Source organism: Streptomyces sp. PH9007 (genome assembly GCF_059813725.1).
In genome coordinates this window covers 4,266,490-4,279,011 of sequence record NZ_CM187440.1, presented here as the reverse complement: position 1 = coordinate 4,279,011, position 12,522 = coordinate 4,266,490, and the positions used below count along the sequence as shown (strand labels likewise).

The window sequence follows — 12,522 nt, the reverse complement described above, 5'->3', positions numbered from 1 at the left end:
GGTGATCAACTCGCCCCTAACGTCGGGTGGGCCGACCGGCCCTCCGGATCCGACCGGAGGAACCGAACGGACCATCTCGACACGGGAGAGGACCTCACCACCCATGCGAACCACCAAGGCCGCCGCGCTGTGTCTGGCACTGGCCGCACTGTCCCTGGCCGGCACGGCCTGCGCCACCGGGGCGGCGACCCCGTCTCCGCTCATCGCCTTCGAGGAGCAGGAAGTGCACTGGGGCGCCTGCCCCGACGGTTACGCACACCTGACGCAGGCCGGCGGCACCTGCGCGGAGCTGACCGTTCCGCTGGACCACGCCGATCCGGACGGGGCGACCATCACGCTGGCCCTCTCCCGGCTGGAGGGCGCCGGTGACCCGGCCGATCGGGGTGTCCTGCTGAGCAACCCGGGCGGCCCCGGCGGCCCCGGTCTTGACCTTCCGCTGTGGCTGCGCGAGACGCTGGGGGACGCGGCCGACGGCTACGACCTGATCGGCTTCGACCCCCGGTTCGTCGGCGCCAGCACCCCGCTCGGCTGCACGCCGGGTGAGCCGCGTGAGATCCCGGAACGGACCACACCACGCGCCGACTTCGACCGCTCGGTGTCCGCCGCCGAGGACACCGCCCGCCGCTGCCAGGAGCACGGGGACAACGCGACCCTGCTGCCGCACGGCACCACTGCCGCCATCGCCCGCGACATGGACGTGATCCGCGCAGCGCTCGGCCGGTCCGAGCTGTCGTTCTACGGAGTCTCCTACGGCGCCGATCTGGGCGCCGTCTACACCCAGTTGTTCCCGGACCGGGCGGGCCGGATCGTGCTGGACAGCTCCACCGATCCGGCCGCCGACCAGTACACGCTCCTGCGGGACGCCGGAGCGCCCGCCGAGGCGGCGCTGGAGCCGGAGACGGCGCGGACACTGCGGGACGTCCTGACGCACGCCGAACACACACCGCTCACCGTGGGCGGCTACCGGGTGGACGCCGGGACGCTGCGACTCGTCGTACGGCAGCTCGTCCAGAACGAGGAGCACGATCCCGTGCTGGCCGCGACCGCCCGGGACCTGGCGCGTGCGGCGGCCGGCGAGTCCGTCGAACCGGGGCCGGAGCTGGAGATGTGGCTCGCGCTCCTGAACTCCCCGGACCTCGACGAGATCTTCGCGGTGCCGAGCTTCACCATGTGCGCCGACCCCGGCTGGCCGGCCGGCGGCTTCCCGCGCGAAGCCGAGGAGTACTGGCGGAGCATCGAGGAGCGGCGCGCCACCGAGCCGGTGTTCGCCCCCGTCGCGGGTGCCGTCTCCGCATGCGCCTTCTGGGCGGAGCCGCGCGGCGAGCGGGTCGCCATCGGGAACGACGTGGAGCTGCTGATGCTCCAGGCACGCGGCGATGTCAACACCCCGCACCCGGGCGGGGTGGCCCTGCACGAACGGCTGACGGGCTCCCGGCTGCTCACCGCCGAGCTGCGCGCGCACGGCGTCTACGGGCGCGGCGCGGACGGGCTGACCCCGGTGCCGTGTGCCGACGAGGCGGTGAACGCCTACTTCCGGGACGGCACGCTGCCGGTGGCCGACCTCAGCTGCTAGGGCCGGCCCGCAGGCCGAGCAGTTCCAGGGAGATCCCCCGGGCAGCCTCCGCCAGCTCCTCGTCCGTCGCGTCCAGGTCCCGGCCCGCCATCATGCTCATCTGCACGGTCAGCAGCGCGAGCCGGGTGCGCAGCTTCTCCTCCAGCGGGGCGTCCGGGTCGGTGACCGCGTCGAACAGCAGCTGGAAGCGCTGGAACATGCCTTCCCGGCCCGGTTTCAGCTCGCGCAGGGTGTGCTGGTTGGCCATGGCGAAGCGGAACATCCGCACACCCTGCCGGGCGGTCAGCGCGCTCCAGCGCTCGATGACCTCGCGACGCAGTTCGGGGCCGGGCGGCTGCCCGCTCGCCCAGTCGATCAGCTCGTCGACGGCGGTCATCTGCCGGTTGAAGAGCGAGACGACGATGTCCTCTTTGTTCGTGAAGTGGTAGTACAGGGCGGCTTTGGTGATGCCGAGCCGTTCGGCGATCTCCCGCATCGAGGTGGCCTCGTAGCCCCGCTCGGTGAAGAGGTCCAGGGCGACCTCCTGAATCCTGGCCTTGGTGTCCTGCCCCGACCGGCGCCCCGCGCCTGCCATGACTGCCCGCCCTTCGCCGCTTCTTTACCGGCACCTTGCCCGAACGCCTGTTGCACACCCTATCGGCCTCAGCTAACTTACTGACCGACCGGTAAGTGCGATTTCAGCTGGACGGATCACCCTCATGGCTTCACCCACGCCCCAGGAAACCCCCGCGCCACCCTCGTTCACACCCCGTGAGATCAGGCTCACGATGAGTGGTCTGATCATCGCCATGACGCTGGCGATGCTCGACAACATGATCGTCGCCCCGGCGCTGCCCACCATCGTCGGCGACCTCGGCGGGCTCAGCCATCTCGCCTGGGTCACCACCGGCTACCTGCTGGCCTCCACCGCCGCCACTCCCCTGTGGGGCAAGCTCGGCGACCTCTACGGCCGCCGGATCACCTTCGTCACCGCCGTCGTGATCTTCCTCATCGGTTCCGTGCTGGCCGGGGCCGCCCAGAACATGGCCGAGCTGATCGCCTTCCGCGCCCTCCAGGGCCTGGGCGCCGGCGGCCTGATGGTGGGCGTACTGGCCGTCATCGCCGAGATCGTGCCGCCGCGCGAACGCGGCAAGTACCAGGGCATGATGATGGCCGTCATGCCGGTGGCCATGATCGGCGGCCCGCTGGTGGGCGGCTTCATCACCGACAACTTCAGCTGGCGCTGGGCCTTCTACGTCAACCTCCCGCTGGGCCTGGTCGCCCTCGTGGTCTGCTGGCTCACCCTGGCCCGGCTCCCGCGCGGCGCCGCCGCCACCGGCGCGGCCCGCCCCCGTATCGACTGGAGCGGCGCGGCGCTGCTCACCACCTGGATCACGGCGCTGGTGCTCATCACCAGCTGGGGCGGGACCGAGTACGCCTGGGGCTCCCCGCAGATCCTCGGGCTCGCGGCGCTGACCGTGCTCGCCTTCGCCGCCTTCGTCACGGTGGAACGCCGGGCCGCCGAGCCGGTGATGCCGCTGTCGGTGTTCACCAGCCGCAACTTCTCCCTCGCCGGGACACTCGCCCTGGTCGTCGGCTTCGTGATGTTCGGCGGGGTGACCTTCCTGCCGCAGTACCAGCAGTTCGTCCAGGGCTCCTCCGCCACCAACAGCGGTCTGCTGCTCATGCCGATGATGGTCGCCGCGATGGTGATGTCCCTGGCCGGCGGCCAGCTCATCAGCAGAACCGGCCGCTACCGCGCGCTGCCGATCGCGGGCACCGCCCTGATGACGGTGGGCCTGCTGCTGTTCACCACCATCGGCACGGACACCTCCAAGACCACCGTCGCCCTGTACATGGTGCTGATGGGCCTGGGCATGGGCTGCCTGATGCAGACCACCACGCTGATCGCCCAGAACAGCGCCCCCGCGAAGGACGTCGGCGCGGCGACCGGCGCGGTGACGTTCCTGCGCAACATGGGCGGTTCGCTCGGCGTCTCGCTGCTCGGCGCCGTCTACACCTCGCACGTCACCGACAACGCCGGAGAACTCGGCTCCGACGTCACCCAGATGACCCCCGAGCTGCTGAAGTCCCTGCCGGAGCAGGCCCGCGAGATCTTCCAGCGGGCGGTGACGGACGGCGTGACCGCCACCTTCTGGGGGGCGGCGGTGCTCGCGGCGGCCGGATTCCTGCTCGCCTGGTTCATCCGCCAGGTGCCGCTGCGCGGTTACGACGCGCCCGCGTCGTCCCCGGAGCGCAGGAAGTCCAGCACCAAGGGTGAGGAGATGGCCGAGCACTCCTCGAAGTAGGCATGCCGCGCCCCCTCGATCAGCTCCAGCCGGGCCCCGGGGATCCGGCCGGCGATCAGCGGGGCGTTGGCCACGGGGTTGAACCGGTCCTCGGTGCCGTGCAGGACGAGCGTGCGCGCGCCGATGGCGGGCAGCGCGTCCCAGGCGTCGTGCCCGTTGCTGGCCAGCAGATGGCGCCGCCTGGCGTACCCGGGCATGGTGTGGTCGCCGAGCGTCGCGTACGGACCGGGGTGGGCGGCCGTCCAGCCGGGGGTGTACATCAGGTCGATGAGCGCGCGCCGGATCTCGGCGGGGGTGCCCTGCGCCAGCGAGCGGCGTACGTCGTTGCCGCGCTCCACGGCGTGCGGCCCGCCGGGCGAGGTGCAGCCCAGCACCAGCGCCCGCACCCGGTCCGGGTACGCCGCCGCCACCCACTGGGCCACCCGGCCGCCCATCGACGTCCCGTACACGTGGGCCCGTTCGATGCCGAGCGCGTCCAGCACGGCGATCACATCGCCGGCGAAGCCACGGGTGCTGTACGGCACATCGGGCTTGTCGCTGTCACCGGTCCCGCGCCAGTCGAGGGTGACGGTACGGTGCGCGGCGGCGAAGTCCGCGCGCACCGGGTCCCACCACCCGTGGCTGTTGGACTGCCCGGCGAGCAGCACCAGCGGCTCCCCGGCGCCGGACACCTGATACGCGATCCGGACCTCGTCTGCGGCAACGGCGAACTCACCCACCCCGCCATTCTCCCGCACCGGTGCGGATGACCGGTATGACGATCGCCGGCGCGGCCGATGCCGCGCAGCCGGGCCGGGCCGGGCCGGACCACCGTACGGGGCCCGGCCCCGGCCCTCAGGCCGTCAGTTCCTGGCGCAGCGCCTCCCGCAGGCGGGCGGCGCGCTCCGCGACCTCCGGCGGGCCCAGCTCCATCGCGCGGGTGCACCAGATGCCGCCCGCGTCCAGGTCGCCCCTGCGCGACGCCAGCAGGGCCAGGCGCAGCGCGGCACGGCCGTGGCCGGCCTCCGCCGCCCGCGTCCACCACAGCGCCGCCTCCGGCTCGCTGCCCTCCCGGGCCAGCAACAGGCCCAGGTTGAACGCGCCGTTGCGGCTGCCTGCCTCCGCCGCCGCCCGGTACCAGCGGGCCGCCGTCACCACGTCGCCCCGCCCCGCCGCGCACATGCCCAGCCGCACCTGCGCACGCCGGTGACCGCGCTCGGCCGCCCGCTCGTACCACTCCTCGTGCTCGCCGCCCGGCTGCGCACCCGGCTCGGCCGGGCCCGGCTCCGTGTCCTGCTCCGGTCCGGCCGCGCGCAGCGCGCGCCGCTCCAGCAGCACCGCCAGCCGGAACGCGCCCTCCACGCTCCCGCCGTCCGCCGCCACCCGCAGCTGCTCCTCGGCACGCCGCAGGTCGGCCTCCGAGGAGCCGGGACGCAGCAGACCGACCGCGATCTGCAGCGCCGCCTCCGCGTGCCCGGCCGCCGCCGCCTGCTCGTACCAGCGCCGCGCCAGGGCCGTCTCGCCGCGCCCGGCGTGCAGGATGCCCAGGTTGAACGCGGCGTCGACGCTGCCCGCCTCGGCCGCCTTGGAGAACCACGGCTCCGCACCGGCCGCGTCGCCGCGCTGCAGCAGCAGCACGGCCAGCGCGTTGGCCGCCTCCCGGTGGCCCGCGTACGCGGCCCGCCGGTACCACTGCTCGGCCTGCGCCATCCGGTTGGCCTCCACGCTCAGCAGCGCCAGGTTGAAGGCGCCGTTCATGTCGCCTGCCTCGACCGCCGCCCGGTACCAGCGCTGCGCCTCCTGGCGCTCGCCGCGCTCGGCGTGCAGCGCGCCCAGCGCGTTGGCCGCCGGGCCGTCACCGTCGCGGGCCGCGCGCCGCCACCACTGCTCGGCGCCGTCCGCCTCGTCGGCGTCCCGCAGCAGGAAGCCCAGCGCGCTGGCCGCCTTCGCCTCGCCGGCCTCGGCCGCCTCCTGGTACCAGCGGCCCGCCTCGGCGAGCGCGCCGTCCGCCTCCAGCAGCGCGCCCAGCCGCAGCGCCGCGCCCCGGTGCCCGCGCGCCGCCGCCTGCCGGAACCACGGCTCGGCGGCCGGGCCGCCGTCGGCCCGCGCCAGCAGCGTGGCGTAGCGGTACGCGCCCTCCCGGTGCCCGCGCTCGGCGGCCATCCGGAACCAGCGCGCGGCCTCCGCCGCACCCCGGTGGTCCAGCAGCGCGGCCAGCGCGAACGCGCCCGAGGCGTGGCCGCTCTCGGCCGCCTGCCGCAGCCAGAACTCGGCCGCCGTCTCGTCACCCCGCTCGCGGTGGTGCCGGCCCAGCGCGTGCGCGGCCGGTGCCGAACCCGCGACCGCCGCGATCCGCCACCACTCGGCGGCCTCATCGGCACGCCCCGACTGAGCGAGCAGCACGCCGAGATTGTTGGCGGCCGATCGCTCCCCCTCCGCCGCCGCGGCCCGCAGGCGCGGCTCGGCGGTTTCCAGCTCGCCCAAGCGCAGCAGCCGCGCGCCCTCCAGCGCGGCCGCATGGCTGCTCTCGAACCCTGCCTTGTCCCCCATAAGGTCCATAATCGCACCACCTGAAACCTGCGTACACCTGGTATACCGCAGCCAGTGAAGTCACTTGAGCGTTTTGTCGACTTCCCGATATGGATACATCCAAACGCCTCAGCAGGAGTGGAGTTGGGAGCGAATCCGGATGCATCGGTCCGTCGCCACGCAGTATGCCGTCAAGCACTGACAGAACAGCCGCAACGACACAGCGAGTTGACCAGCCTTGACCAGCCGTGGAGGAACAACGGGCGTACGACGCGCGCCGGTCGCACCCGTACGCGCCCCAAGTACCGCCGCACGACAACGAAGAGGGCCCGGGAACCATTTCTGGTTCCCGGGCCCTCAGGCAGTAGCGGGGACAGGATTTGAACCTGCGACCTCTGGGTTATGAGCCCAGCGAGCTACCGAGCTGCTCCACCCCGCGCCGTGTTGTGTTGCTTTGCCCCCTTGCGGGAACAAGTAGAACACTACCACGGGGTGGAGACGCTCCTTCACCAACGGCCTCAGCCGTCGGTCTGCTCCTCGTCCTCGTTCCGCGCCGCGGAGTCGCCGGACTGCAGCTGCTCCAGCTCGTTCAGCGCCTCCTCCAGGCGTGCCTGCGCCTCGCCGTACGCCGCCCAGTCGCCGTTCTGGAGCGCCGTCTGGCCCTCCTCATAGGCGTCCTGAGCCTGCTGCACCAGCTCCTCGGCGGTCCCGCCACTGGGCGGCGGAGGCGTCTCCTCGCCCTCCTCCGGCGGCGGCTCCTCCGACGGCGGCGTGGGCTCGGCGACCCCGAACACCACGTCCAGCGCCTCGTCCAGCGTGTCCTCGAACGCGGTCTGCTCGCCGTAGGTCACCAGCACCTTCCGCAGCAGCGGATAGTTGGTGCCGGCACCGCGCACGTACACCGGCTCGGCGTACAGCAGCCCGCCCTCCAGTGGCACGGTCAGCAGGTTGCCGTACTCGATCTCCGAGTCACCGCGCTGGAGCAGGTTGATCTCCTGCGCGATGGCCGGGTCCGAGTTGAAGCGGCTCTGCACCTGTTGCGGACCCCACACCGTCGTGTTCGACGGCAGCGTGAGGATTCTCATCGTCCCGTAGTCGTCGCTTCTGGTGTCGGCGTCCACCGCCATGTACGCCGCGAGCGTGTCACGGCCGAGCGGCGTGAAGGTGGTGGTCAGGGAGAACGTCTGCTCGTCCTGGTCCGGCATCTTCATGCTCAGGTAGTACGGCGGCACGGACTGACCGCGGTGAGTCGGGTCGTCCGGCACCTGCCAGCGCTCGGAACCGCTGTAGAACTGCGAGGCGGTGTCCACGTGGAAGCGCTGGAGCAGATCGCGCTGGACCTTGAACAGATCCTGCGGGTACCGCAGGTGGTCCATCAGGTCGTCGCTGATCTCCGAACGCGGTTCCACCGTGCCCGGGAAGGACTTCATCCAGGTCTTGAGCACTGGGTCGTCCTGGTCCCACTCGTACATGGTGACCTCACCGTTGTACGCGTCGACCGTGGCCTTGACCGAGTTGCGGATGTAGTTGACCCGGTTCTCCTGGGCGACGACCTGACCGCGCTCGTCGGTCAGCGAGGTCTCCGTGGCCTCACCCAGGGTGGTGCGCGAGGCGTACGGGTAGCCGTTGGTCGTGGTGTACGCGTCCACGATCCACATGACCCGGCCGTCGACGACCGCGGGGTACGGGTCGCCGTCGATCGTCAGCCACGGCGCGACCGCCTGGACGCGCTCCTTGGGCGTGCGGTTGTACAGGATGCGCGAGCCGTCGCCGATCGCCCCGGAGTACAGGATCTGCGGCTCGCTCATGGTCAGCGCGTACGCCGCACGCTTGAAGTAGTTGTCCAGCGGCACACCGGAGTCCCCGGTGTAGCTGTACTCGACCTCGCCGTCCTCGCCGGCGTAGTCGATCTCCTGCTGCGGGCCGCCCACGATCGAGTACTGGGTGGTGTACTCGCCGTAGTAGATGCGCGGCTCGTACTCACCCAGGTCGCCCTGCGGGGGCAGGTCCTGCTCGATGAAGTCCGGCTGGCCGTTGCTGAGCACGTCGGTGCCGCTGGCGGCCACCACGCCGAAGCCGTGGGTGTAGCGGAAGTGGTCGTTGATCCAGTTCCGCTCCGGAACGTTGTTGACGTTCATCTCACGCAGACCGATGACGGTGTCCGTCTCGCTGCCGTCCGCGTTCGGGTAGCGGTCCACGTCCAGGGTCGCCGGGAACTGGTAGTACCCACGGACCTGCTGGATCTGCTGGAAGGCGGGCGACACGACGCTCGGGTCCAGCAGTCGGATGCTGGCCGTGGTGGACACGGCGCCGCGCAGCGTCTCCGGCTCGGCGTCGCTGATGCCGGTGTAGTCCTGCATCTGCGCGTCGTCGATGTCGTAGGACTGCTTGGTGGCATCCAGGTGCTTCTGGATGTACGGCATCTCCTTGGCCTGCTCGTTCGGCTTGACCTGGAACTGCTGCACCAGCGCCGGGTACACGCCGCCGATCAGCACGGCGCACAGCACCAGCAGACCCAGGCCCAGCACCGGCAGCTGCCACACCCGGCGCCACAGGGTGGCGAAGAACAGCACCGCGCAGATGGCGGCGATGATCGTCAGGATGGTCTTGGCCGGCAGGTACGCGTTGGCGTCGACGTAGCGCAGGCCCGTCCAGCCGGCGTTGTCCCGGAAGTCGCCGCCCTTGAGCGCCAGACCGTAGCGGTCGAACCAGTACGCGACCGCCTTCAGCGACACGAACAGGCCCAGCAGCACGGACAGGTGCCCGGTGGCCGCCGGGGTGATCCGGTTGCCCGGGGTGGTCACCCGCAGCCCGCCGTACAGGTAGTGCACCAGGGCGGCGGCGATCAGCGACACCACGACGACGGCGAAGCCGAAGCCGAGCAGGAAGCGGTAGAAGGGCAGGTCGAACGCGAAGAACGACACGTCCTTGTTGAACTGCGGGTCGGTGACCCCGAAGGACGTGCCGTTGACGAACTGGAGCCAGGTGCGCCACTGTCCGGAGGCCGAGCCGCCCGCGATCAGGCCCACCAGGATCGCGACCCCGAGCAGCACCCACTTCTTGTAGGGCGCGATACTCATCCGGTAGCGGTCGAGGTTCTGCTGCTCCATCGACATCGCGCTCAGCGGCGGGCGCAGCCGGTGGGCCAGCCAGATGTTCAGCCCCACCGCCAGCGCCATGAGGATGCCGAAGGCCGCGAACATCACGACCCGGGTGACCAGCTGGGTACGGAAGACGCTGGTGTAGTCGACCGACCTATACCACAGCCAATCCGTCCAGAACCCCGCGAACATCGCGAAGAGAATGGCCAGACCGGCCAGGATGGCGGCGGTGATCAGCAGGCTCCGGGCGCCCTTGGAGGGGCGATTGAACCCCCGTCCGCCCGGACCTCGGGGGCCTCTGGGCCCGTTCGGACCGCTGGGGCGGCCCGAGCCCCGGTCCGGCATCTGGAAAGCCAAGGTGCGCACCTCAAAGATTCGCGGGTGGATGAAGCCGGGCAGCCCAGGGGTTGCCCACTGAACTAACTTACTCAAGCTTTACTCGGTTCCCGTTTCCGGGGCCCGGGAAGGCACGATATGCCCATGGACAACACGCCCCACAAGCCCGCGGCCTCGAACCCCCTGACGCGGGCCGTACTGGAGATCGACCAATACAGCGCAGGACTGGGGTGGGACCGGCCCGCGGTGCTCTTCGCCCTCGTCGACACCGCCCGGCTGCGCGCCAGCGAACCCGGCCTCGCCGACCGCCTCGAACTCGCGGAGGGCGCCGAACTCACCCCCATTGAGCAGGAAGAACTTCCGGACGGCGTGCCGCTGGACGAGTTCCTGGCGACCATCGCCTGGCCGGGGGCGGTGGCCGGATGCGCGCTGACGCTGGAGCGGCTCATGCTGCCGGCCTCGGCCGAGGCGAAGGTGCCCGAGGAACTGTCCGGGGAAGAGCTGACGCGCTGGGTGGCCGAACACCCCGAGCGCAAGGAGGTCCGGATGACGGTCGCGGTGCTGCGCGACGGCGGCCGTGAATCGGCGCTGCGATTCCGGGAGAAGGACAGCGACACCGAGGTCCTGACCGGCGCCGATCTCGTACCGGGCCTGGCGGAGGCGCTGTCGGCGACATTCGAGGAGTGAGCCCGGCGCCCGGCGTCATAACAAAGCCGTAACAACACCGGGCGGGTGGCACGGCGGTCGGGGTGCGAAGGGGCGCGTCAGCCCTTCGCGCACCGCGGCAGCGCGTCCGTGTCGCCCGTCCTGATCAGCTCCAGGGCGTCCAGCGCGCCCTGGAGGTTCTCGACCTCCACGAGGGTGAGCCCGCCCGGCGTGTCGGCGGCGGCCGCCGCGCAGTTGTCCTTCGGGGTCAGGAAGTACTCCGCGCCCGCGTCCCTGGCCGCGATGGTCTTCATGGTGACGCCGCCGATCGGGCCGACCGTCCCCACGTCGTCGATGGTCCCGGTGCCGGCCACGAACGCGCCGCCGGTGAGGTCGTCGGGGGACAGCTTGTCGATGAGGCCCAGGCTGAACATCAGCCCGGCGCTCGGACCGCCGACGTCGGCCAGCTCGATGTCGATGGTGAAGGGGAAGGTGTGCGCGACCCCGGCCACGATCCCGACGATGGCGCGCCCGTCGTCCTGCGCCTCGCCCGTGGTGATGGTGACGTCCCGCGTCTGCGAGGGCAGCTCCCGCCCGGCGTCGCGGGCGGCTTCCGCCTCGTCCGCGGGAACGATGGTGAACACCACGTCCTCGCCCGCCGTGTGCTTGGTGACCTCCTCGGCGACCTGCCCCGGGTCACTGATCTTCGTGCCGTCCACGGCCACGATCGCGTCGCCCGCGTGCAGCCTGCCCTCGGAGGGGCTGTCCTTGACCACCGAGTCCACGATGGTCTGGGTGGTGAAGTCGATGCCCAGCTCGTTGAGCGCGGCGACCTTGGCGCTCTCCTGGGAGCGGCTGAACTGCTCGGCGTTCTCCTGCTCCACCTCGTCCGCGCTGACATCCTCCGGGTACAGGGTGCGGTGCGGGACGACGGCACGGTCGTCGGAGAACCAGCCGGCCATGGCCTCCAGCAGGTTCATCCGGTAGTTGATCCCGGTGACCCGCACGGTGGTCATGTTGAGGTGACCGGTGGTCTCGTACGTCTGGTGGCCGTCGATGCTGAGCACCGGCTCGTCCGAGTAGTCGCCCAGCGTGTTGACCGTCGGCCCCGGCGACAGCTCCGAGTAGGGCACCTTGACCAGCACTCCGGCGGTCAGCAGAGCTATCAGCAGCAGAGTGGACGTCAGCAGCGTCGCGGTGCGGCGTGGCATGCCTTGACAGTACGTGAGGGGCCGCTCAGCCGTCGGCCGGGGCCCGCTCCCCGGCGGCCGGGCGGAACGTGGACACCGGGATCGGAGAGCGCTCCATGGCGGAACGGAACCGGTCGTAGCGACGGACGCCGGCGGCGTCGGCGATGCCCCCGACGCCGGTCTGGCGGCGGGTGGCCCAGGTGCCCCACACGCCGGCCACCAGCCCACCGGCGAGCGGGATCAGCAGCCACACCAGCACGGCCACGACCGACCACCTCCCACCTTGGCGAGCGCTGAATGCTTCGGCAAGACAACGCTCGGGGGAGCGCGGGGGTTACGCAACTGGAGCAGCGCACGCCCCCAGGCGTGTGATCATCCGCACGCGCCCACCCAGTCGTCGGTGCCGTCGTCGAACGTCTGACGCTTCCAGATCGGCACCTCCCGCTTCAGGTCGTCGATCAGGCGGCGGCAGGCGGCGAACGCCTCGGCCCGGTGCGGACAGGCGACCGCCACCACCACGGCGATGTCACCGACCTCCAGCGCGCCGGTGCGGTGCACGGCGGCCAGCGCCCGCACCGGGAAGTCGGCCACCACCTTCTCGGCGACGGCGCGCAGCGCCGCCTCGGCACCGGGGTGGGCGGAGTACTCCAGAGCGGTGACGGCTGCGCCGGACGGGTGACCGTCGTGGTCGCGGACCGTCCCCACGAACAACGCGGTCCCCCCGGCGGCGTCGTCCCCCACCGCGCCGAACACCTCGTCGACGGACAGCGGCGCCTCGCGTACCGCGAGCAGCCGCACCGGATCGGACCAGCTCATGATGGCTTCGCCTGCCTTCCTGGATCCGCGCGCACGTGCGCGCGCTTCCCGGCCCCCACCCAACA

General features: G+C 71.5%; 10 protein-coding genes and 1 tRNA gene. 3 read left to right on the top strand and 8 right to left on the bottom strand.

What is annotated here, in order from left to right; genetic code table 11:
• The first annotated feature begins 103 nt into the window (after positions 1-103).
• Complete coding sequence (locus tag ACTFAP_RS19785; RefSeq protein ID WP_495681746.1) at positions 104-1,573, top strand: alpha/beta fold hydrolase; 1,470 nt, start codon at positions 104-106, stop codon at positions 1,571-1,573.
• Here the strand turns inward: ACTFAP_RS19785 and ACTFAP_RS19780 are convergent.
• Positions 1,563-2,147, bottom strand: a complete 585-nt coding sequence (locus tag ACTFAP_RS19780; RefSeq protein WP_500467002.1) for a TetR/AcrR family transcriptional regulator — start codon at positions 2,145-2,147, stop codon at positions 1,563-1,565. The genes ACTFAP_RS19785 and ACTFAP_RS19780 overlap by 11 nt on opposite strands.
• A 193-nt stretch (positions 2,148-2,340) precedes the next feature.
• Between ACTFAP_RS19780 and ACTFAP_RS19775 the strand changes: the two genes are divergently transcribed.
• Positions 2,341-3,861 (top strand): MDR family MFS transporter, encoded by a 1,521-nt coding sequence (locus ACTFAP_RS19775; RefSeq protein WP_390117248.1) that lies wholly within the window; start codon positions 2,341-2,343, stop codon positions 3,859-3,861.
• Here the strand turns inward: ACTFAP_RS19775 and ACTFAP_RS19770 are convergent.
• The 4 genes from ACTFAP_RS19770 to ACTFAP_RS19755 form a co-directional block, all read right to left on the bottom strand.
• Positions 3,780-4,580: an alpha/beta fold hydrolase gene (locus ACTFAP_RS19770; protein ID WP_500467001.1), complete on the bottom strand. Its 801-nt coding sequence runs from the start codon at positions 4,578-4,580 to the stop codon at positions 3,780-3,782. The two genes, ACTFAP_RS19775 and ACTFAP_RS19770, sit on opposite strands and share 82 nt — an antisense overlap.
• Before the next feature lie 115 nt (positions 4,581-4,695).
• Entirely contained in the window at positions 4,696-6,390 is a 1,695-nt protein-coding gene (locus ACTFAP_RS19765; RefSeq protein ID WP_500467000.1) for a tetratricopeptide repeat protein, read from the bottom strand.
• Positions 6,391-6,734: 344 nt separating this feature from the next.
• A tRNA-Met gene (locus ACTFAP_RS19760) sits at positions 6,735-6,808 on the bottom strand.
• A 79-nt stretch (positions 6,809-6,887) separates the two neighbouring features.
• The gene (locus ACTFAP_RS19755) at positions 6,888-9,836 is read right to left on the bottom strand and encodes a UPF0182 family protein (RefSeq protein ID WP_495681743.1); all 2,949 of its coding nucleotides are present in this window, start codon (positions 9,834-9,836) and stop codon (positions 6,888-6,890) included.
• A gap of 114 nt (positions 9,837-9,950) precedes the next feature.
• Here ACTFAP_RS19755 and ACTFAP_RS19750 point away from each other — a divergent pair, with 114 nt between their 5' ends.
• The gene (locus ACTFAP_RS19750) at positions 9,951-10,493 is read left to right on the top strand and encodes a PPA1309 family protein (RefSeq protein WP_495681742.1); all 543 of its coding nucleotides are present in this window, start codon (positions 9,951-9,953) and stop codon (positions 10,491-10,493) included.
• Between the two features lie 77 nt (positions 10,494-10,570).
• Here the strand turns inward: ACTFAP_RS19750 and ACTFAP_RS19745 are convergent, their stop codons facing one another.
• From ACTFAP_RS19745 to ACTFAP_RS19735, 3 genes are all read right to left on the bottom strand, one after another.
• On the bottom strand, positions 10,571-11,662 hold the full coding sequence (locus tag ACTFAP_RS19745; RefSeq protein WP_390117258.1) for a YlbL family protein: 1,092 nt from the start codon (positions 11,660-11,662) through the stop codon (positions 10,571-10,573).
• A gap of 25 nt (positions 11,663-11,687) precedes the next feature.
• A complete protein-coding gene (locus ACTFAP_RS19740) occupies positions 11,688-11,906 on the bottom strand; it encodes a hypothetical protein (RefSeq protein ID WP_500466999.1) in 219 nt (72 codons plus the stop codon).
• A gap of 107 nt (positions 11,907-12,013) precedes the next feature.
• Positions 12,014-12,457 carry a molybdenum cofactor biosynthesis protein MoaE gene (locus ACTFAP_RS19735; RefSeq protein WP_200364594.1) on the bottom strand — a complete coding sequence of 148 codons (444 nt, stop codon included), beginning with the start codon at positions 12,455-12,457 and terminating at the stop codon, positions 12,014-12,016.
• Positions 12,458-12,522: the final 65 nt, after the last annotated feature.

What these genes read in the sequence shown, in the direction of transcription:
- ACTFAP_RS19785 (WP_495681746.1), top strand. Translation starts at nt 104, where the DNA reads ATGCGAACCACCAAGGCCGCCGCGCTGTGTCTGGCACTGGCCGCACTG.
- ACTFAP_RS19780 (WP_500467002.1), bottom strand. Translation starts at nt 2,147, where the DNA reads ATGGCAGGCGCGGGGCGCCGGTCGGGGCAGGACACCAAGGCCAGGATT.
- ACTFAP_RS19775 (WP_390117248.1), top strand. Translation starts at nt 2,341, where the DNA reads ATGAGTGGTCTGATCATCGCCATGACGCTGGCGATGCTCGACAACATG.
- ACTFAP_RS19765 (WP_500467000.1), bottom strand. Translation starts at nt 6,390, where the DNA reads ATGGGGGACAAGGCAGGGTTCGAGAGCAGCCATGCGGCCGCGCTGGAG.
- ACTFAP_RS19750 (WP_495681742.1), top strand. Translation starts at nt 9,951, where the DNA reads ATGGACAACACGCCCCACAAGCCCGCGGCCTCGAACCCCCTGACGCGG.
- ACTFAP_RS19745 (WP_390117258.1), bottom strand. Translation starts at nt 11,662, where the DNA reads ATGCCACGCCGCACCGCGACGCTGCTGACGTCCACTCTGCTGCTGATA.
- ACTFAP_RS19735 (WP_200364594.1), bottom strand. Translation starts at nt 12,457, where the DNA reads ATGAGCTGGTCCGATCCGGTGCGGCTGCTCGCGGTACGCGAGGCGCCG.